Source organism: Nocardia sp. PLKS1-43 (assembly GCF_059510335.1).
The window spans coordinates 26,762-46,394 of the sequence record NZ_JCAJZQ010000008.1 but is presented as its reverse complement, the minus strand read 5'-3'; the positions used below and the strand labels follow the sequence as shown (position 1 = coordinate 46,394).

The following is a 19,633-nucleotide window of genomic DNA, read 5'->3' as shown; positions in this document are numbered from 1 at the left end:
CTGTTCTGACCACATTGTCGACCGCGATGGGTTCGGGGGTCGCATCGGCCGATCCGATCATCAGCGGCAAACATCTGCTGGCCTCCCCCACCGCGGCCGACGGGTCGAAGATCAGCGCGTACTACATTCGCGACGCCCGGCACCTGACCCTGCGCGTGCGTTCGGCGGCGATGAATCAGGACATCACCATCGAGGTGCAGCGTCCCCGCGATACCTCGGTTCCCCGGCCCGTGCTGTATCTGCTCAATGGCGCGGGCGGCGGGCAGGACGCGGCGACCTGGCAGCGCAATACCGACGCGCTGCCCTATCTCGCCGAGAAGAACGTCAACGTCATCGAGCCGATCGGCGGCGCGTGGAGCTACTACACCGATTGGCTGAAGGACGATCCGGTACTGGGCCGCAACAAATGGAAAACCTTCTTCACCCGGGAACTGCCGCCGCTGATCGACGCGTCGTTGGGCACCGACGGCGTTCACGCGATCGCGGGTCTGTCGATGGCGGGCACCTCGGTGCTGGCCCTGGCCATGGCTCAGCCCGGACTCTACCGCAGCGTCGCCTCCTACAGCGGGTGCGCGCAGACCAGCGACCCGCTCGGACGTGAGGTGGTGAAGACGGCCGTATCGGTATGGGGCGACGGTGATCCCGCCAATATGTGGGGTCCGGATTCGAGCCCGCTGTGGGCGGCGAACGACCCGTACGTGCATGCCGACCGCTTGCGCGGGATCAACCTGTTCCTGTCCTCCGGCAGCGGTGTGCCCGGCCCGTACGACACCCTGAACAGCCCGTTCCTGTTGCATCCCGGCCCGGTGTCGCTGGCGAATCAGCTTCTGGTGGGCGGCCTGCTCGAAGCGGGAACCAACGCCTGCACACACAATCTGCAGAATCGCCTGAACCAGCTGGGCATCCCGGTGACGGTCGACTACACCGCCACCGGCACGCACTCCTGGGGCTACTGGCAGGACGCGCTGAAGCAGTCCTGGCCGACATTGGCCCGGGGGCTCGGTTTGTGACCCCGGTCAGCGCAGTTCGCGCACGCTGGTGAGGATTTCGCGCGCCCGATCGGGAGTCAGCTCTCCCGCCGTGCCCCGGTCCGCGAGAATGGCCAGCACCAGTACCGCGCCCGACCGGGCGTGGAAGGCGAAGGTGTGGACCGTGAACGACGTTGTGCTGCAACCTGCTCGGCCGGGCGTCCAATTCCCCGACGTCTCCACGTACTGCCCGTCTGCCCCCGCGGGCATCGCCTCGCCGGGCCCGAACGAGCCGGATCCGGCCGCCCGCCGACGCCCGTGACCGGGCGAGCCGCCATAGTCGAAGCTCGTAACTTGCTGCGCCACAGCGGGATTCGAACCTTCGTCACCGAAGCCATCCTGCCCGCCGGGCTCGCGCCGATCCTCCGGGCGGACCAGCGAGCCCGGCTTTCCGGCCGCGTGCCGCCTGATCCCGGTACGCCCGCCCACCGTTGCCCCGTGCACCGGCTCAGCCGAGTCGAAGTCCTCACTCGCCCCCTCCCACCGGCGATCGTTCTTCTCTCTCACGCCATTTCGTTCCTAGTCCGCGCGACAGCCTCGCACCCATGATGCCCGCACGCCCAAATCACGGCGACGCATCGCAAGCTCCGCCACCAGTACGGTCCCACGCACGCCCGCGACCTCATCTACCCGGCAGCACCGCGGGCTCGGCGGTCACGGCGAGCCCTTGGATCACACCGGATGAACCGGACTTCGAACTTCGGACCTCGATGCTCGAGCGCATTGATGCTGTGGCAGCCGGCCCTCGAATCCCGACCCCGGCAGCGCGACGCTGAACTGTCCGCGACCACGGCACGGGTTCGTGGTCCGGCAGCCCCGTCATAGCCCGCCGCGCCTACTTCGGAAAATACTCCGGATCGGGTTCGCAAGTGACGTCGCCAGCAGGGAGGGCCCCGGTGGCGAAGTAGCTGTTGACACGGTCGTTCAGGCAGGGGCTCAGACCGGCCCGGAAGGAACCGTGAATTCTGGTGTCGGCCAGGGTGACCAGGCGCGAGGCCGACAGATCACGATGCAGTGCAAGGCCTTCCGAGTAGGCGGTGCGGGTGTCGTGGACCACGCCCAGAATCAGCGCGGGCACCGCGTTGCGCACCCGGGTCGGGGCTTCCAGTGGGCCGGGCCAATAGGCGCAGGCGGTGATGTTGTTGGCGAACGCGCCGAATACCGGCTGGGTTGCCCGAGCGGCCTCGATATTGCGGTAGTACCAGGCCGGGTTCCGGGGCGCGGCCCGATCGTCGCACATCACCGCGGCCATGCCGGATGCCTCCAGCGGGGTCGCGGCGCTGATCTTGGCCTTGAGTTTCGCCACGTCCAGCGGTTTCCCGTCGACGCCGTCGGACAGCATCCGCACTACGTCGGCCAGGTTCGCGTTCATCTTGGGGTTGGTCAGCATGGCGAGCAGCATCATCGGCACGGTGTGCTCGTCCACCAGATATCCGGAGCCGATGCTGACCACCGGATGTTTCGCCGCACGGCGGATCATGTCCTGCACGAATGCGCGCACCTGCTGTGGCGTCGCGCCGAGGTGGTACTGGTCGTCGTGCCGGGCGGCCCACGCTGCCCAGTCGTCCAGCGCGTACTCGTTGATCGGGCCCATGTCCTGGAACAGTCCGACCCAGTAGCGATCGGGATCCACGGCGCTGTCCAATACGATCCGGTCGCTCGCCGCCGGGAACATCTGGGTATACACCGCACCCAGATAGGTGCCGTAGGAGGCGCCGTAATAGCTGATCTTGTCCACGCCGAGCGCACCCCGGATGACATCCATATCGCGGGCGGTGTTGCGCGTGGTGATGTTGCGAAGTTTGTCGGTGTCCCCGGCCAGACAGGACGCGGCCAGCGCGCCGGCCAGCGCGGTGTCGCGGGCATAGCCGAACACGTCGAATCCGGCCGAGAACATCATGGTCGGCAGCGGAATCGCGCAGTGCACCGGATCCGAGCGGCCGATACCGCGCGGGTCCATCCCGATCAGGTCGTATTGTGCCCGCACATCCGCGCTCATCGCCTTCTGCACACTCGTCATCGTGCGCAGACCCGGGCCGCCGGGCCCGCCGGGATTCGACAGCAGCACCCCGCGCCGGCGTCCCGGATCGGTCGCCGCGATCCGGGAGATCGCGATGTGCAGTGTCCGCCCGTCGGGGCGGCTGTAATCCAGCGGGACCAGAACCTGCGCGCACACCGCACCGGCGGCGTCGAGGTCACCGTCGTGACAGGGCTGCCAATCCAGTCGCTGCTGGTAGAACCGGTCGAGCGGCCCCTGCGCGTGGGCAGGGCCCGCGACGAGTCCGCCCATGAGGACAATCCCCATCATCGAAACGAGCCAGCGAAACCGCCGTGTCGGCATCGGTACTCCTCGCAGAAAGCCACCCCAGAGCGAACCTCATCTACAGGTACAGGTTCTTCGTCCAGCATGCGACAGGACGCGCCCGGGCCACCGCCAATACCGGGAATTTCAGACGACGCGGCCGGTGAACGCGGCGAGTTTGTCGAGGGCGGGAGCGTCTTCGACGACGGGCTGTTCGTCATCGAAACGCCCGGCGCGGGAATGCTCGGCCATCTGTCGCCTGATGTACGCGAGCGACTCCTCGACCAGATCGTCGGGCAGATCCGCTCGAATTCCGGTGGCACGGGCCAGATCCCAGCCGTGGGTGAGCAGATCCGCCATCCGGATACGCAACCGGCCGGCGCCGGTGGCATCGCCCAGCGGGCCGGAGAACGTCTTGTCCAGCACGCCGGGGGCAGCGAAGGCCTCGGTCACCGCCGCGGCGGAGGCGCGGTAGGCGCCGAGCGGATCCGCACCCAGATGATCGTCCCGGCTGTCCGGCATCGGACCACCCTGCACCAGGGCCGCGAACACAAGATTCAACCCGACCAGGTGGCCCACCACATCACGCACCGTCCATTCGGTACAGGGCGTCGGCGCACTCCACTGCTCCGGCTCGATTCGTGCGATCAACTCACCCACCGCCTCGAAGGCCCGTTCGAGGTCGGCAACTGGATCCGATGTCATACCGCGACCCTATGACCGCTCCCGCCATCGGGAAACCGCTTTTCACCTCGCGCACCGGGTCCCGCCCGAGGTAGCCGCGGCGCACGCGCCGAACGCCGCTGCGGAACGGCTCGGTGTGCAGCGCTCGAGTCGGCGGCTCGATCTGCCGAGCCACACGGATACGGTGCGGATACCTGGATCTCCACCCGGGAAGAGGGCGTTGTTGCCGGGTATGGTCGGTTGGGCCGGGTGTGGTGCCCTGCGCTCACACGGACGAGGACGACCTGGTGAAATACATTCCGCGCCTGATCCTGTTTCTGGCGATTCCCGCAATACTTTTCGCACTGCCGTGGTGGACGGTGGTCGGAGCGGTCACGACCGGGGCCCTCTTCTGGATCGGCACGGCGGTCTTCCTGCTCGGTTATGTCGCACTGCCCGCGGGGATGTACTTCGGGCACGGGCCCGCGGAGTCCGACAGCGGATCGATCGTCGGCGACACTCTGCTCGGAGTGATGTGGGTTTTCTTCACCTGGTCGGCGATCGGGAATATCGCCGGGTTGGCGCTCGCCCTGGGCGGGGTGCACGATCCGGCGCGTTCGCGAATCGTCGCGGTGGGCGTGCTCGCGGTATCGGCGGTGCTGGTGGCGTGGGGTATTCGCGAGGCCCGGCGAGTGCCGCGGGTCCGCGAGGTCGACGTGCCGATCCGCGGACTCGGACCGGATCTGGACGGACTGCGGTTGGTGGTGCTCACCGACACCCATTACGCGGCGCTGAACCGGCTGCGCTGGTCGGAGCGGGTCGTGGAGATCGTCAACGCGCTGCAGCCCGATATCGTCTGTCACGCCGGTGATCTCGCGGACGGCTCGGTGGCCAAACGGCATCCGCAGGTGGACACGCTGGGCAAGGTCGATGCGCGGCTGGGCCGGTTCTACATCACCGGCAATCACGAGTACTTCGGTGACGCACCGGGTTGGCTCGAACATATGACCTCGCTCGGCTGGCAGCCACTGCGCAATCAGCACGAGATCATCACCCTGGGCGGCGACAGCCTGGTCATGGCCGGTATCGACGATCCGACCGGTTCGGGCCTGACCGGACACGGGCCGGACCTGCCCGCCGCCCTCGCCGGCGCCGATCCGCGGCTGCCGGTCGTCCTGCTCGCCCATCAGCCCAGGCAGGTGGCCGATGCAGTGAAAGCCGGTGTCGCCCTGCAGATCTCCGGACATACACACGGCGGCCAGATCTGGCCGTTCCACTATCTGGTCCGACTCGAACAGCCGGTGGTCGCGGGTTTGAGCCTGCACGGCGAGCACACCCGCCTCTACACCAGCCGTGGCACCGGATTCTGGGGCCCGCAGCTGCGCCTGTTCGCCCCCAGCGAGATCACCGTCCTGACCTTACGTCCCGAACCCACCCGACTCGCCCACTGAGCGTCAAGGATCAATATCCTTGTGGGACAACTGGTCTGGTAAGCACATGGGTAATCCCCCGGGAACACCCACACGGTGACCAACCACCCGACCGCCGGCGCGAGCCGGAAATCCCCCCCCGACGACACGCTGAGTCGCGGAGAGGCGGCGGAGCACAGCACGGCGGGCCCGGAGTTCCGGGCCCGCCGTGCGCTAGCGAGATTCTGTTGTACCGGAGCAGACTCGGTCGCGAATCAGGCCGCCCCACTGCGAATCCGTCGCTATGTGGCGACCGATCGCCATGTATCAGTTCCAGCGAGACTGGGCGCGGCGCTTGACCGCCGGTGAGGCGTGCGCGTTGGCCATCACCTCGAGATCCTCCAGGAAGTTCTCCACGCTGTCGGCCTTGGCCTGCAGAGTTGCCACCTGCTCACGCACCCGCTCCTCGGTGCGGTCGAGCATGTTGGTGACGAGTTCGGCCTGCAGATCGCGCACGAGCTGACGATGCAACTGGGCGACCTGATCGCGCCCCTGTTTGCGCACCCGCTCGACTTCCGCCGTCGCCGCCTCACGCATCTGCGCGATGATGTGGTCGGCGTCGGCACGGGCATCGCTGCGCATCCGCTCGAGTTCGACCTGCGCCTCGGCGAGCGCGTTGTCGTAGGACCGCTTGGCCTCCTCGAGCCGGGCCGCCGCCTTGTTGCTCTCCTCGAGCTGGCGCGCGATGGCGTCCTGGCTCTTGGCCATCATCCGTCGCAACGGCGGCAGGATCCACCTCACGAAGACGAAGACGATCACCACGAAGCCGAACAGCTGACTGAAGAAGACAGGCCAGTCGAACGAGATGTGATAGGGGCCCTCAGCGAGCACACCGCTCGTATTGATCATGAAGTAGCCCGTCCCCTTCGCTGGCCGGAGCTGGTGCCGGCGTGCCCTTCGTCGCGACCGACCACGCGTTCGGCCAGGGTCTGCGACAGCGGCTCGACCGCCTCACGCAGCTCCGCGGCGACCTGGTCGGCCTCGGCCCGCAGTTGCGCCGCGGACTCCGCGACGATGTTGTCCGCCTCCTGCTGCGCTTCGCCGCGCAGCTGTTCGAGGATGGCCCGTCCTTCGGCCCGTGCCTCGTTGCGGATGTCGGCGGCCTCGGCGCGTGCCTTTTCCAGCGCGGACTCATATCTGGCCTGTGCCTCGGCGAACGTTTCCTTGGCCTCTTTGTTGTTCGCCGAGGTCTGATCGACCCGCTCCTCGCGCTCCGTCAGGACCTTGCGGATCGGCGGAACGACGAAGAACCAGATGACTCCGAGCACGATCAGGAAGATCAGCAGCTCGGCGAAGAAGGTGCCGTTGGGAATGAGGAAGTTCCCTGCGGCCTCCACATCGGTTCGCGGAGACATCACGTATTACTTACCGGGAGTGGCGAATACGAACAGCGCCATGAAGGCGAGGTTGATGAAGTACGCGGCCTCGACCAGACCAACGGTCAGGAAGAAGTTACCGCGCAACCGGCCCTCGGCCTCGGGCTGCCGGGTCACACCGTTGATCAGCGCCGAACCCGCCAGGCCGTCACCGATACCGGCGCCGATGGCGCCACCGGCCATGATGATGCCGCCACCGATGAGGGCACCCTGGACGATCTGAGCGGTTGCTGGATCTGCCATTTTCACTTCCTGTTCTCGAACAGTTACTCCGACCGGCGGCGCCGATCAGTGGTCTTCATGCTCCAACGCCATCGACTGGCTGAAGTAGAGTACGGTCAGCAGCGAGAAAATGAACGCCTGAATCGCTCCGACGAACAGATCGAACATTTTCCAGATTGCGTTCGGGCCCCAGCTGATCCACACCGGGAACAGCGTGATCACCGCGATCATCACACCGCCGGCGAACATGTTGCCGAAGAGTCGCAGGGACAGCGACAGCGGTTTGGCGATCTCCTCGATGATGTTGATCAGTACCATCGGGCCCCATCCGGTGTGGCCCTTCAGCAGCGCCTTGATGTGGCCGCCCGGGCCACGCCGCTTGATGCCCGCGCCCTGGTAGAAGACGAAGACGAACAACGCCAGGGCATAGACGAAGTTGACGTCCGAGGCGGGCGGCGACACCAGTTCACCCTCGCCGTACTGGACCGGCAGCACCGAGAGCCAGTTGGACAGCAGGATGAAGGTGAACAGCGTGACCGCCAGCGGCAGGACGAACGGCGCGACCCGCAGGCCGATGGCCGATTCCACCTGATCGCGCATCTGCACGGTGATGGTCTCGAAGAACAGCTGGACTCCGTTGGGTACGCCGGAAGTCAGCTTGACCCGCAGGAAGATGGCCAGCGCGATCACGATGAGCGCGGCGACCGACGTCGAGACGATGGTGTCGACGTTGAAGTCCATGCCCCAGAAATGCGCGACGGCGTGTTCGCCGACTTTGATCTTGGCGCCGGAATCGGCAAGCGGGAGTTCTGACCGGGCGATCGAACTCGGGATACCGGTCAACGAGGCGTGGATCGTCATGACAGCTGGCGCATCGCTTTCCACTCGGGCAGGACAGTGTGAAGAACCAAGATGACCTGGAAGAGGGCCAGCCCGAAGAAGACTCCGATGCCGTTCGGCCGGGCGAGGTAGGCCACCAGGATCGACAGTGCCGTCAGCCCGAACAGCCGGACCGCGGATGATAGCAGCAACCCCTGCTTGCTGGGCGTCTCCGAGCGAATCTGATGGGTGATGAACTTCCAGGTGAGCTGAGCGTTCAGCCAGCCCAACCCGAGCCCGATGCAGATGAAGGTGCCCAGCAACAACCGGTCAAGCGGACCCGCTACCACCAGAGCCAGCACGCCGAACGCGGTCGCAACATAGGCCGCGCGGCGTATCCGGAGTCTGTCGACATTCACTGTGACACCGCCTCGCCGGTCGTCCCACCTCGTAGTGGGTCATGATTGTCCGTCAGCTTACACATACTCAACGACGTTGCGTAGCAACAATTTTGATCTTCACACAGATGATCTTGATATGCCTCGGAATCGTGTCGGAACGACTCTTCAGCGATCCTCCAGCTATCGGGACAAACCGCCCATATCCGGCAAATCGATGAGGACACAACACTATCCGGCGTCGGTCCGGCAAAACCGGCGCCACGCCATTATGAGGGAGGGATTTTCACCGGAATGTCGCAATACAAACATGAGGTTCGAGGCCGCACCGGAGTGCCCGGAGGCGGATTCGGCGGCAACATCGACCCGCGCCGCACAGGTGCGGGCCCGGTGGCGCGTGCGCCCGGCATCGGTCAAGGTGGGTGAGACGATCGCCGGACCGTACCGAGAGGCGACACCATGCCCGAACCCACGACCGCGCCCGAACCGATTCCGCTGCGTCGGCGCGGCAGGGTCCTGTGGCTGCTCGCGCTGCCGGGCGTGCTGTACTGCCTCGCCCCCTTCGTGGCCGACCGTATCGAGCCACGGGTCGCCGGAATCCCGTTCCTCGTCGTCTACCTCCTCGTCGTGACGGTGCTGACCGGCCCGGTGGTCGGCCTGGTGGCCCGGTTCGATCCGGCATACCGCACGGGCGCACCGGAATATGTGCCCGTCGACGACCAACCCCGCCCCGAGCACCCGGCGGGGAAGGGGTGAGTGAGTTGGTGAGCCGTATGCGGGAGCCGGGCCTCGGCGAGGTGCGGCGGTGAGCGCCCGCGCGGCGGTGGCCGTCTCCCTGTTCGCCGTCGCCATGGTCGTCGCCGTCGCGATCGGGGTGCTGTCCGGGCGCGGGCGGGAACGTTCGATGTCGGAGTGGTCGGTCTCCGGGCGCGGACTCGGCACGCTGTTCGTTCTGCTGCTGATGGCCGGCGAGTCCTATACGAGCTTCTCGTTTCTGGGCGCGGCGGGCTGGTCCTATCGATACGGCGTGCCGATCTTCTATCTGATCGCATATCTGAGTACCGGACTGGTCGCCGCCTACTTCGTCGCGCCGCTGCTGTGGACCTACTGCGCCCGGCACGGGCTGATGTCGATCGCCGACATCGCCGAATTCCGGTTCGGGTCACGGGTTCTGGGCCTCGTCGTCGCGGTGATCTGCACGATCTTCCTGATTCCCTATGTGCAACTGCAGATTCAGGGGATGGGCGTGGTGGTGCACGCGATGTCCTACGGAGCCATCGATCTGAAGGTCGCCGCCGTCGTGTCGTTCGTGGTGGCCGAAGCGTTCATCCTGGCCTCGGGACTGCGCGGATCGGCCTGGGTCAGCGTGCTCAAGGACGCACTCGCCGTGCTGTCGGTGGTGTTCCTGGCGATCTACGTGCCGTGGCACTACTTCCACGGCCCCGGGCACCTGCTGGACCGGCTGGTCACCGAACGTCCACAGTGGCTCACATTCCCGGGCGCCGGAGGCGGGACCTTCGGCACGGCCTGGTTCGTATCGACGATCGTGTTGAACTTCGTGACCATCTGCATCTTCCCCACCACCGTCGCGGGGTATCTGTCGGCGAGCGGTCCCACCGCGCTGCGCCGCAATTCGATCCTGCTGCCCTGGTACCAACTGCTCCTGGTGATTCCGATGTTCATCGGCGCGGCCGCGCTGTTCGTCGCACCCAAGCTGGCCGATCCGGATCTCGCGCTGTTCACCCTGGTCACCGATTCGCTGCCGCCCGCGGTGGTGGCGCTCATCGGCATCGCGGGCGCGCTGTCGGCCATCGTGCCGATGAGCGTATTCCTGGTGTCGATCGGAACACTGTGGGGCAGAACGATTCTCGGTGGCGGCCTGGCGGGCGCCGCGCGGAGTGCGGGCGCCGGTCCGGGGCGATCCGGCGATCGGCAACGCGAATGGTCGCGGCTGATCTGCCTGATCGCCGGGGCCATCGCCCTCGGCGGTGCGCTGCGATACCCGAAGCTGCTGGTGAATCTGTCGGTGCTGTCCTACGAGGGCATCGCGCAGTTGCTTCCGTCGGTGCTGTTCGGCCTCTACTGGCGACGGTTGACCGCCGCGGGGGCCGCCGCGGGACTGGTGGTCGGCACCGTCATCGTGCTCGCTCTGCACGCCGCTGGGCGGGATCCGCTGTGCGGAATCAATGGCGGGCTGTTCTCCTTGGCCGCCAATGTCGTGGTCGCGGCCGTCGTCTCGGCGGCGCCTTCGCGCCGGTCCGCACGATGATCCCTTGCGTCCCTTTACCGAAGGATGCGAAGATATTGGGTGACCGGATGTGAAACGGCTGTAGTGCCAGCTCGTGTCTCGTAACTGCGTCAGCTCGGGTTCGGCGTCCCGCTTTCCGGTCGGGCGACCGAAGTAGGAAAGCCTTTGCTCAACCTTCGGAACTGGTCATGCGATATACGGACAAGAGGGTCTAAGTATGCGCACTTTATCTACCAGCGGCGAGCAAGAGCCATATTCTACCGGCGCAATTCGGGCACTTCCGTAAGATTTTCGGACATATGATTAGCTGGCTGAATGCTGGGTATGTCTCACCCTGGGGTCGCGCCCGGTGAAATGCGGTCGCACCCGATAGCGGAGCGAGAGCTCCAGCACCAGGTGAGCGCGATATCCACCTGATGTTCCGATTGGTCGCAGCTTCACACGTTGAGGAGGCAGTACCATGAGTTCCATCCCGTCCGATGCCGATTCACGCATTGTGGGATTCCGAAGGTCCGTCGCGCCGCTCAATATCGTCATGGTCGCACCACCGTATTTCGAAGTTCCACCGTCGGGTTACGGCGGCGTCGAAGCGGTAGTCGCGCAGCTCACGGACGCATTGACCGACCGAGGACACCGCGTCACGCTGCTCGGAGCGGGCCGATCGGGAACCAACGCGCGGTTCGTCAAGGTCTGGGACGACATTCTCGCCGAACGTCTCGGCGATCCCTTTCCCGAGGTACTGCACGCGCTGAAGGTGCGGCGCATCGTCACGGAATTGGCGCGTAGCGAACGCATTGATATCGTGCACGATCACACCTTCGCGGGACCGTTGAACGCGCCGATGTATTCGTCCCTGGGCATCCCCACCGTGGTGACGGTACACGGCCCGGTGGACGGTGAGCCACAGGATTACTACCGTGCGCTGGGCACCTCGGCGGAGTTGATCGCGATCAGCGATCGGCAGCGGTCCCTCGCGCCCGGGTTGAATTGGCTGAGCCGGGTGCACAACGCGGTGCGGCCCAGCGAATGGCCGTTGCAGCTGGAAAAGCAGAATTTCGCCCTGTTCCTGGGCCGATACGCCTCCTACAAGGGCCCCGACCTGGCTCTGCGGGCCGCGCACGCGGCCGATATTCCCCTGGTACTCGCGGCGAAGATGAACGAACCGCCCGAACGGGAGTATTTCAATTCCGCGGTGCGCCCGCTGCTGACCGACCGCGACTGCGTATTCGGTGAGGCCGATGCGGTGGCCAAGCGGCTGCTGCTGTCCTCGGCGCGCTGCCTGCTGTTCCCGATCCGTTGGGAGGAGCCGTTCGGAATCGTGATGATCGAGGCGATGGCCTGCGGCACCCCGGTCGTGGCGTTGCGCGGCGGTGCGGTCGAGGAGGTCGTCGAGGACGGGGTCACCGGCATCATCTGCGACGACCCGTCGGAGCTGCCCGCCGCCATCGCCGAGGTGGGTCGCATCGATCCGGTCGCCTGCCGACGTCACGTGATCGAGCGGTTCTCGGTGGACGGACTCGGCGCCGGATACGAGGCCGCCTACTACGCGGCACGGGAAGCCCTTACCGCAGCGCAGGTTCCGGCGGATATCCCGCAGCTGGACCAGGCCATGTCCTTCGCCGCGAATCACTGATCACGACCGGTATCCCCAGATCCATCAATCGATAATCAGGCGCCCGTGCCCAGCGGAGGCTGGTCACGGGCTGGTCGGCTCAGTAGTCCACACTGCCGAGCTGACCCTCGAGCAGAACCAGCAGGTCGCCGAGGATGCGCGCGAGTTCGCCCTGTTCGCTTTCGGGTAGCCGGGACAGCAGTGTCTGCTCGTAGGAAAGCTGTTGCGGGAGAAGCTGATCGATCAGTTCCCGGCCGGTGTCGGTGAGCGTGAGGTGGGCCACGCGACGATCGCGCTGATCGATGCGCCGGTCGACCAGGCCCCGCGTCTCGAGGCCGCGCACCCGCTTGGTGACCGCTGCCGGTGAGGCGAAGGTCTCGCGGGCCAAGCGGCCCGGTGTCACCTCGCCATCGATGCGGCGCAGCGCTGTCAGGATGTCGAATTCGGGGCGGCTCAACTCGGCCGAGCCCAGTGGAGCGTCGGCAACCCGTTGCAGAAGTGCCGCACAGCGATTGAGGCGACCGAGCACCGCGATCGGGCCGAAGTTCAGCTCCGGATAGACGACCTCCCACTGGCGCAGCACGCCCGCCACCGCATCCTCGCTCATCGGACGAGCACCGGCAGGCGGACCGGAAGCTGGGCCAGCACTTGATGACCCGAACGTTCGGTGGCGACGATCCGCTCCTCGGGCACCTCGGTGCTCCACCACTCCCCCGCCGCGATATCGGTGGACTCGCGCACCTCCACCAGCGCGGCCGCGAGCCGACGCCGCACATCGTGATCCACGCGCCCGGAACTCAGCGCCTCGCGGGCACGGGCGAGCACGGCATCGAGTTCACGCAGCGCCAACGCCACCCGATCGAAGGCGCGCCGGTTGGGCACGAGGAAGCAGATGACCACCGCCACGGCCGCGCCCACACAGGTGTCGAGCCAACGGTCCAGCGCCAACCGCCCGGCGGGCTGGGGGCCGGCGAACTCGACCATCACCAACGCCATCGGCGTCACGAATACCGATGCTACCCAATAGTTCCGGGAGACCGTCGCCTCGACCACGAGCTGACAGACCAGCGCCACAGCGACCAGCGCCACCGGCTGTGCGGTCAGCGGGATCAGGGCGGTGAACAGCCCGACCCCGACCAGATTGCCCAGCAGTCGCTGCACCGTGCGATGCCAGGACAGCACGGTATTGGCGACGATCAGCACCGCGGCCGTCATGACCGCCCAGTACGGGCGATCCACACCGAGCGCGACCGACAGCAGCCCCGCCGCGGCCGCTCCCGCCGAAACACGCACCGCGAGTGGGAAGCCCGGCGAGGTCGGCCGGAAAGCGCTCAGCACCCTGCGTATTCCGCTCGGCGCACGCTCGGCCTCGCGCTGTATCGCGATGCCGCGAATCTCGTCCTGTTCGGCGACCAGGCAGTCGACCTCGGGCCTCGCTGAGGTCCGCCCGGAAGCGCGCCTGCGAAGTTGGCGGGCCCAGTCCACGAGCCGGTCGGCCTCGGCGGATCGATCGAGCGGAGCGGCCTGGTCGGAGCCGGCCCGCCATACCCGCCCGGAAGGTGCGGCGGCGGGCGATCCGGACCGATCCGGTGTCGACGGCTCGGGCTGTGCCGCGGCGGCCAGGGATTCGGCGCGAACCAGGAGGCGGATCAGCGCGGTGATCTCGGCGACCCGCTGCGGCGTATCGCAGGGAACCAATCTGACGGTATGCCAGGCGGCATGACTCGCCGCCGCGGCGTCGTACCGGGCGCGGGCCGCGGCCGGATCGCCGACCGGCACCCGCACCAGGCGCGCGGTGGCCGTCAGCGCCCGGGCGACGGCGAACCGCTCCGGGGCGTGCGGGCCGATCAGCGCGGGGGCCATGCAGACCACCCACGCCAGAACGCCGCCGCACAGTACGAGTTCCAGATGCGCCGGCACCTCGGCCGGCCGCACCGGCAGGAATCCCGCGGCGGAGACGATGAAGGTGAAGATGACATTGCCGGGCGGGCCTATCCGGGAGGCATCGCAGATCAGCTTGCACAGGCCCGCGAGCAGCGCCAGAACCAGCACCCGGACCACCGCGGAGTCGGTCAGCGCCGCAGTGGTCAGCGCGACGCCCACGCCCGCGACCATCCCGGAGATCACCCATCCGAGGGCGCGAGCCCGCGCGGCGTAGGGAAGGCCGTGTCCGTACAGCGCGCAGAGCCCGCCGGCACATGTGTAGAACGCCAGCGGCAGATGTCCGGTGGCCAGCAGCACCACCTCGGGAACGCCGAGCGCGATCAGCCCGCTGACCGCGGACCGCCGCCAGGTATCCGCGGCCGGGCGCATCCGGAACACCCCGTGCAACGACAGCACCTGCCATGCGCGCCACAACGACCGGGCCGAGCGATCGACCGGGCGCAGATGCATGTGAGGCGGCGGGAACATGCGAGAAGCTTAGCAGATATTTTACCCGGAAAATACCCCTGTGCGGTGTCTCACCCTTCGTGTCCCCAGCGAGACCTCGGGACGCTACAGTCTCCGAAATCGGAGTCGAGCCGTGAAACGGCTGCGACGGCAAGCCGCTCGGCGAGATTCCCGGCCGGAGCGCGAGGAATGGCGAGTGCCGTGAAATAACTCGTAATTCAACCATTCCGATGGCCGATTGTTCGGCGTTGTAACATCGTTACCAAAACAGCGTAGCGAATTGTGAACCAGGGGGATTTCTGACCAATCCCGGCCTCACTTTCCGGCCGATCGGATCGGCCGGATTACCGCGACGCGGGGATGAACAATCGCGTTATCCGCGACGCGTGAGAGACTGCCGGAACGCCCGCGGCGACATACCCCGCCAGCGAGTGAAAGCGTGGGTGAAGTTGGCGGTCTCGGCGTAGCCGAGCAGCCGGGCGACCTCCTCGACGGTCGACCCGCCACGCAACAACTCCGCGGCCCGGCTCTCCCGCACATTGTTGAGCAGACCGCGGAACGTGGCCCCTTCCGCGGCGAGCTGCCGGCGCAGCGTGCGCACCGTGATGTGCAACTCCCCGGCGACCTCGGCCATCGTGGGCACCACGCCCGAATCGCGCAGCAGCCGATCACATACCGCGGCGGTCAGTCCGCGACCGGTCCCGACCAGCTGACGCAGAGCCTCTCCGAGTTGCCGTTCCACCATCGCCGCGGTGTGCGGATCGGCCTGCGGCATGGGCTGCCGCAGAAACCCGCGCGGGATGGCGATACTGTTGCGGACCTGCCCGGACAGCACCGGACAGCGATCGAACGGCGCCACCGATGTCAATTTCGCGACCCGGTCAGCTGGATCGCGCAGGCTGATCTCACGCACCGGGATGTCGACGCCCAGAACCTCCCCCGCGACGAAGATCAGCATCACGTCGCGCTCGACGAAGTAGGCCCGCACATCCTCCGGAATGGCCTGCCCGTCGACGATGATCAGGACCTCCTCGCCGACCTCCTCGAGCGAGTACCGCGCGGCGACCGGAACCAGGTCTTGATAGCGGACCGCGACGTTGAGCACCGCGCCGGTGGTCGCGCTGGCCAATGCCGCCAGGCCCGCCAGACCGGCCTTGCCGAGTGTCGCGTGCCGAGCGGTCTCCACACCGAGGCCGGGCTCGTCTCCCAAAGCACCGAGCAGGTTACGTGCGACGTCGTATTCCTGATCGGCCCAGAATTGGGCAAACTCGTCAGCCAGATTCTGCTCGGTAATTCCTGTGCCACGTAATAGCGTTGAATCATCCAGTCCGTGCGCATGCCCAACCGCGATCATCATTCGCACACTGGCGCTACTGCGAGGGAGCGCGCCGAACGGACTTCCAATGGGAACCACGGTCCGAAATTACCAACAATCAGTCCCCTCGTCACATTCTTCCCCCTGAAAACAGCTTCTAGTCTCATTTCAGGGCGGCGTCATACCCGACGTCTATGAGGAAGGGTAGGGGATCGTGGACAGGTTCAGTACGTGCTGGGTCGAACCCATCGGGCTAACCGCCGAGCGGGCGCACACCATCATGCAGATGCATCTGAATTGCCGCACCGACGAATGCCCCCGTCGCCGGGCCGCGGTACGGACTCTGATCTCGGTGGGACATCTGGTACCCGACTCGTCGCGGGTGCACTGATCTCTCCGGGACGCACCGATCCTTCGATCCGTCACGTGACCCGTTCGCCGGCCGAATCCCCCTCGGTCGGAACCTGCCAGGCCCAGGACATCTCGGCGGCCAGCGGCATATCGGGCTCGACGATCGACGGATCGGTGTTCAGGCCGTTCGGCGGCCCGGACTGCGGTTCGACGCAGACGCTGTCGTCCGGTTCGTCGTAGACGACCACCCATCGCAGCGGGCTGCGCACGGTCAACTCCAGCGCGCCGGGCCAGGTCAGCGTGACCGATACCCCGTCGGGCATGCCGAAGCAGTCGTCCCACGGGCCGGGTTTCGGCGCGACGCGGTTCCCGTCCGGGAGATGGTCCGCACCCCGCTCCTCCTGCCAGGCCGGGGTGAAGCCGATATCGACGGGCGCGCTGTCGGCGCTCAGGCGACGCTCGAACCACGGATGCCAGCCGGCCTGTGCGGGAAAGGGGGCCGCGGTCGCCTCGACCGTCATCGCGAAGGTCGCGGTGTCCGGGCCCAACTCGAAGGACTGGGTCACCCGGCCGGCGAACGGCCAGGGCTCGCGAAGATCCTGCGCGAGAACGAGTTTGCTTTCCGAATGCTGGACCACCTCCCACGGATGGTCCCGCACGGTGCCGTGGATGGCGTGCGGCTCCGCATTGCGGGGCAGCCGATACCGCTGCCCCGCCCATTCGAGGACGCCTTCTCGCATCCGGCCGCACCACGGCGCCATCGGGAAGCAACCGAATCGCGGACCGCCTCGCAGCAGATCGTGCGCGCCCACGCTGAACCGGGCCACCCGGCCCGTCGCCGGGTTCACCGTCATCAGCGCCTCGCCCGCGCTCATTCGCAGTTCGTCCGCCACCGGGGTCTCCTCGGCCACCCTCGCCTCCCGTCGTCCGGCCGCCGCGCCGGACCCGGCGGGCTGTGCCCCTCATCAGCATTGCACAGCCCGCCGACACGGCGAGCTCAGCGGAGTTCGACGATCTCCACCCAGTTCGGGTCGCGCCCCAACTCCTGACGGCCGCGGCTACTCAGCGCGCCGGTATCCGGATCGATGCGATGAACCGTCAGCGCATCCGAATCCTGACCTGCGGCGAGCAGGTACCGCCCACTCGGATCGATGTCGAATCCGCGCGGGCAGGCCTCGGTCATGGTGTGCCCCAGCGGTTCCAGCACACCGGTGCCGGCGTCCACCCGGAACCCGGCGAGTGTGCTGGAACGTCGCTCGGACACGTACAGACGACGCCCGTCCGGGGTGAGCCGCAGCTCCGCGGCCCACGGTTCGCCGTACCCCTCGGGCATCACCGAATAGGTTTCGATCGGCCCGAGACATCCGGTGCCGGTGTCGAATTCATAGCTGCCGACCGTCCCGTCGAGCTCGTTCACCACGTAGACCCACCGGCCGTCCGGGTGGAATACGAGATGTCGCGGCCCGGCCCCCGGCAGGGTCGGGACTTGCGGCGGCGCATTGCGGATGGGCACCCCGGTGACGTGGTCGAACAGATATTGCAGAAGGACATCGCCGCCGAGTGCGGCCGCGAACAGGTACCGGCTCGACGGATCGGCCACGAACGAATGCGCGTGCGGCGGCGTGCCGAGAACCGCACTCGGCTCGGCCGCCACGACCCCGTCCGGCCCGATCGGATTCACCGAGACGACGCTGCCGGAATAGGATGCCGCGAACAGGTAACGACCGGACTGATCGACGGACAGATAGGCCATGTTGTCCGGCAACGGAATTCGCGCCTGTTCGGTGAGTTCGCCGGTGCCCGCGGCGATCTCGTAGCACACCACCGAATACGGCTCGGACCGCAGCGAGGCGTACAGGTACCGATGCCCCGGCCCGGTCGTCAACGGCATCACCGTCCCGCCGGTGAACACCGTCTGCACCGGCTTCAGCGCGCCGTCGTCCTCCAGCCGCAGCACCGAGATCTCGGCGCTGCCCGCATTGGACACATAGACGATCGTCGGGCCGCTCACGCGGCCTCCCGCGCGACACCGCCGACGCGTGCGCGCAGGTCCAGTTCGATCTGTTCCAGGCTGCGGCCCTTTGTTTCCGGCACGAACTTCGTCACCAGGACGTACAGCACGACGCTGACACCGGCGAAGATGAAGGACGAGACGGCCAGGCCGAGATGATCGCTCATCACCGGGAACAGGAAGGTGATGGCGAACGTGGCCGCCCACAGCACCGTGCTGCCCACGCCCATGCCGATACCGCGCACCCGCAGCGGGAAGATCTCGGCCATCATCACCCAGACGACCGCACCCCACCCCAGTTCGTAGCCGACCCAGTACAGGCACAGCAGCAGCAGGGCGATCACGCCGGTGCCGGTGCCCTTGTCCAGGCCGAGTACGCAGGCGCCCAACAGGACCAGTGACAACGCCATCAGCACGTTGCCGATCAGCAGCAGCGGCTTGCGACCCCAGCGGTCCACGACCAGGAACACCCAGCCGGTGAACACCAGCTTGACCGCGCCCATGATGATCGAAGCCAGCAGCGAACCCGAGGTGGCCAGGCCCAGCTGCTTGAACATGGTGGGCGCGTACAGGTTCACCGCGTTCGTGCCGGCGAACTGTTGTCCCACAGCGAGAATCAACGCGACGACCAACGCCGGGCGCGCCCAGGGAGTGATCAGATCGCGCAGCGTGCCGCGCTGTTCGGAATCGATTCGGATGACCTCGCGGATACTGCCCAGCTCGGCATCGATGTCGTCGTTGCGGTGGGTCTGGGCGAGCACCTCGCGCGCTTCGGCCTCGCGTCCGGCCTTGACCAGCCAGCGCGGGGTCTCCGGCATGAACATCAAGCCCACGAACAGGACCACGGCCGGGACCGCCGCGATGGCGAACATGATTCGCCAGTTGGCCGAGCCGGCGTTCGACAGGGCCCAGTCGATGATGTACGCGATCAGGATGCCGGATACGATCATCAGCTGATTCAGCGTCGACAACCTGCCGCGCACCCGGGTCGGCGCGAGTTCGGACAGGTAGGTGGGCACGGTCGCCGAGGAGCAGCCCACCGCGACGCCGGTGATGAACCGCCCCACCACCAGCACTCCGAATCCGGGTGCGAAGGTGCAGCCCAGCACGCCGATGACGAAGACGACCGAGGCGACCACGATGGCGGGCCGCCGGCCCCACCGGTCGGTGATCCGGCCGGCGAACAGGGCGCCGAAGATCGCTCCGAAGGCCACCGAGCCGCCGACGACGCCCTGCGCGAACGAACCCAGATGCCACAGCGGGTTGATGAACAACAGGACACCGGAGATCACACCGAGGTCGTATCCGAACAGGATGCCGCCGAGCGCACCGAAGAAATACAGGTAGGAGATGCTGATCCGGCGCCGCTGGTCCGGCGCCGTTGCCGAGTACTGCATGTGCTGCTTCCTTCACTACCAAACGAGTGTG

At 66.8% G+C, this 19,633-nt stretch carries 19 protein-coding genes; 5 read left to right on the top strand and 14 right to left on the bottom strand.

Annotation, left to right across the window (positions count from 1 at the left end; translation table 11 throughout):
- Positions 1-26 precede the first annotated feature (26 nt).
- Positions 27-1,010, top strand: coding sequence for an alpha/beta hydrolase (locus AC5WS7_RS26130; RefSeq protein ID WP_495957459.1), 984 nt, complete (start codon positions 27-29; stop codon positions 1,008-1,010).
- 6 nt (positions 1,011-1,016) lie between these two features.
- Here the strand turns inward: AC5WS7_RS26130 and AC5WS7_RS26125 are convergent, their stop codons facing one another.
- From AC5WS7_RS26125 to AC5WS7_RS26115, 3 genes are all read right to left on the bottom strand, one after another.
- The gene (locus tag AC5WS7_RS26125) at positions 1,017-1,535 is read right to left on the bottom strand and encodes a DUF8017 domain-containing protein (protein WP_495957229.1); all 519 of its coding nucleotides are present in this window, start codon (positions 1,533-1,535) and stop codon (positions 1,017-1,019) included.
- Between the two features lie 328 nt (positions 1,536-1,863).
- Positions 1,864-3,369: an alpha/beta fold hydrolase gene (locus AC5WS7_RS26120; RefSeq protein ID WP_495957228.1), complete on the bottom strand. Its 1,506-nt coding sequence runs from the start codon at positions 3,367-3,369 to the stop codon at positions 1,864-1,866.
- Positions 3,370-3,477: 108 nt separating this feature from the next.
- On the bottom strand, positions 3,478-4,035 hold the full coding sequence (locus AC5WS7_RS26115) for a TIGR03086 family metal-binding protein (RefSeq protein ID WP_495957227.1): 558 nt from the start codon (positions 4,033-4,035) through the stop codon (positions 3,478-3,480).
- A gap of 266 nt (positions 4,036-4,301) precedes the next feature.
- Here AC5WS7_RS26115 and AC5WS7_RS26110 point away from each other — a divergent pair, with 266 nt between their 5' ends.
- Positions 4,302-5,444 carry a metallophosphoesterase gene (locus AC5WS7_RS26110; RefSeq protein ID WP_495957226.1) on the top strand — a complete coding sequence of 381 codons (1,143 nt, stop codon included), beginning with the start codon at positions 4,302-4,304 and terminating at the stop codon, positions 5,442-5,444.
- Positions 5,445-5,729: 285 nt separating this feature from the next.
- On the opposite strand, the gene AC5WS7_RS26105 is transcribed toward AC5WS7_RS26110, so the two are convergent.
- From AC5WS7_RS26105 to AC5WS7_RS26085, 5 genes are all read right to left on the bottom strand, one after another.
- Positions 5,730-6,311, bottom strand: coding sequence for a F0F1 ATP synthase subunit B family protein (locus AC5WS7_RS26105; RefSeq protein WP_495957225.1), 582 nt, complete (start codon positions 6,309-6,311; stop codon positions 5,730-5,732).
- Positions 6,308-6,799: a F0F1 ATP synthase subunit B gene (locus tag AC5WS7_RS26100; RefSeq protein ID WP_495957224.1), complete on the bottom strand. Its 492-nt coding sequence runs from the start codon at positions 6,797-6,799 to the stop codon at positions 6,308-6,310. Before AC5WS7_RS26100 ends, AC5WS7_RS26105 begins: the two co-directional genes overlap by 4 nt.
- 24 nt (positions 6,800-6,823) lie before the next feature.
- Positions 6,824-7,081, bottom strand: a complete 258-nt coding sequence (locus tag AC5WS7_RS26095; RefSeq protein ID WP_040819136.1) for a F0F1 ATP synthase subunit C — start codon at positions 7,079-7,081, stop codon at positions 6,824-6,826.
- 45 nt (positions 7,082-7,126) lie between these two features.
- Positions 7,127-7,801, bottom strand: coding sequence for a F0F1 ATP synthase subunit A (atpB, locus tag AC5WS7_RS26090; protein WP_495957458.1), 675 nt, complete (start codon positions 7,799-7,801; stop codon positions 7,127-7,129).
- 116 nt (positions 7,802-7,917) lie between these two features.
- Positions 7,918-8,298: a hypothetical protein gene (locus tag AC5WS7_RS26085; protein ID WP_040819135.1), complete on the bottom strand. Its 381-nt coding sequence runs from the start codon at positions 8,296-8,298 to the stop codon at positions 7,918-7,920.
- Positions 8,299-8,736: 438 nt separating this feature from the next.
- Between AC5WS7_RS26085 and AC5WS7_RS26080 the strand changes: the two genes are divergently transcribed.
- From AC5WS7_RS26080 to AC5WS7_RS26070, 3 genes are all read left to right on the top strand, one after another.
- On the top strand, positions 8,737-9,033 hold the full coding sequence (locus AC5WS7_RS26080; protein WP_495957223.1) for a hypothetical protein: 297 nt from the start codon (positions 8,737-8,739) through the stop codon (positions 9,031-9,033).
- Positions 9,034-9,082: 49 nt separating this feature from the next.
- Complete coding sequence (locus AC5WS7_RS26075; protein WP_495957222.1) at positions 9,083-10,546, top strand: sodium:solute symporter family protein; 1,464 nt, start codon at positions 9,083-9,085, stop codon at positions 10,544-10,546.
- Between the two features lie 439 nt (positions 10,547-10,985).
- Positions 10,986-12,158 carry a glycosyltransferase family 4 protein gene (locus tag AC5WS7_RS26070; RefSeq protein WP_495957221.1) on the top strand — a complete coding sequence of 391 codons (1,173 nt, stop codon included), beginning with the start codon at positions 10,986-10,988 and terminating at the stop codon, positions 12,156-12,158.
- Between the two features lie 79 nt (positions 12,159-12,237).
- Here the strand turns inward: AC5WS7_RS26070 and AC5WS7_RS26065 are convergent, their stop codons facing one another.
- The 6 genes from AC5WS7_RS26065 to AC5WS7_RS26040 all read right to left on the bottom strand — a co-directional run bounded on the left by AC5WS7_RS26065 (position 12,238) and on the right by AC5WS7_RS26040 (position 19,602).
- The gene (locus AC5WS7_RS26065; RefSeq protein ID WP_495957220.1) at positions 12,238-12,744 is read right to left on the bottom strand and encodes a MarR family winged helix-turn-helix transcriptional regulator; all 507 of its coding nucleotides are present in this window, start codon (positions 12,742-12,744) and stop codon (positions 12,238-12,240) included.
- Positions 12,741-14,549, bottom strand: coding sequence for an FUSC family protein (locus AC5WS7_RS26060; RefSeq protein ID WP_495957219.1), 1,809 nt, complete (start codon positions 14,547-14,549; stop codon positions 12,741-12,743). Before AC5WS7_RS26060 ends, AC5WS7_RS26065 begins: the two co-directional genes overlap by 4 nt.
- A gap of 352 nt (positions 14,550-14,901) precedes the next feature.
- On the bottom strand, positions 14,902-15,885 hold the full coding sequence (locus AC5WS7_RS26055) for an AraC family transcriptional regulator ligand-binding domain-containing protein (protein ID WP_495957218.1): 984 nt from the start codon (positions 15,883-15,885) through the stop codon (positions 14,902-14,904).
- A gap of 380 nt (positions 15,886-16,265) precedes the next feature.
- Positions 16,266-17,105, bottom strand: a complete 840-nt coding sequence (locus AC5WS7_RS26050; RefSeq protein ID WP_495957217.1) for an aldose epimerase family protein — start codon at positions 17,103-17,105, stop codon at positions 16,266-16,268.
- Between the two features lie 86 nt (positions 17,106-17,191).
- Positions 17,192-18,205 carry a lactonase family protein gene (locus AC5WS7_RS26045; RefSeq protein ID WP_495957216.1) on the bottom strand — a complete coding sequence of 338 codons (1,014 nt, stop codon included), beginning with the start codon at positions 18,203-18,205 and terminating at the stop codon, positions 17,192-17,194.
- Positions 18,202-19,602: a sugar porter family MFS transporter gene (locus tag AC5WS7_RS26040; protein ID WP_495957215.1), complete on the bottom strand. Its 1,401-nt coding sequence runs from the start codon at positions 19,600-19,602 to the stop codon at positions 18,202-18,204. Before AC5WS7_RS26040 ends, AC5WS7_RS26045 begins: the two co-directional genes overlap by 4 nt.
- Positions 19,603-19,633 lie beyond the last annotated feature (31 nt).

Bases quoted from the DNA above. Each gene is read 5' to 3' on its own strand.
- AC5WS7_RS26060 (WP_495957219.1), bottom strand. From the start codon at position 14,549: ATGTTCCCGCCGCCTCACATGCATCTGCGCCCGGTCGATCGCTCGGCC.
- AC5WS7_RS26080 (WP_495957223.1), top strand. From the start codon at position 8,737: ATGCCCGAACCCACGACCGCGCCCGAACCGATTCCGCTGCGTCGGCGC.
- AC5WS7_RS26105 (WP_495957225.1), bottom strand. From the start codon at position 6,311: ATGATCAATACGAGCGGTGTGCTCGCTGAGGGCCCCTATCACATCTCG.
- AC5WS7_RS26130 (WP_495957459.1), top strand. From the start codon at position 27: ATGGGTTCGGGGGTCGCATCGGCCGATCCGATCATCAGCGGCAAACAT.
- AC5WS7_RS26120 (WP_495957228.1), bottom strand. From the start codon at position 3,369: ATGCCGACACGGCGGTTTCGCTGGCTCGTTTCGATGATGGGGATTGTC.
- AC5WS7_RS26065 (WP_495957220.1), bottom strand. From the start codon at position 12,744: ATGAGCGAGGATGCGGTGGCGGGCGTGCTGCGCCAGTGGGAGGTCGTC.
- atpB (WP_495957458.1), bottom strand. From the start codon at position 7,801: ATGGACTTCAACGTCGACACCATCGTCTCGACGTCGGTCGCCGCGCTC.
- AC5WS7_RS26055 (WP_495957218.1), bottom strand. From the start codon at position 15,885: ATGATGATCGCGGTTGGGCATGCGCACGGACTGGATGATTCAACGCTA.
- AC5WS7_RS26095 (WP_040819136.1), bottom strand. From the start codon at position 7,081: ATGGCAGATCCAGCAACCGCTCAGATCGTCCAGGGTGCCCTCATCGGT.
- AC5WS7_RS26115 (WP_495957227.1), bottom strand. From the start codon at position 4,035: ATGACATCGGATCCAGTTGCCGACCTCGAACGGGCCTTCGAGGCGGTG.
- AC5WS7_RS26070 (WP_495957221.1), top strand. From the start codon at position 10,986: ATGAGTTCCATCCCGTCCGATGCCGATTCACGCATTGTGGGATTCCGA.
- AC5WS7_RS26040 (WP_495957215.1), bottom strand. From the start codon at position 19,602: ATGCAGTACTCGGCAACGGCGCCGGACCAGCGGCGCCGGATCAGCATC.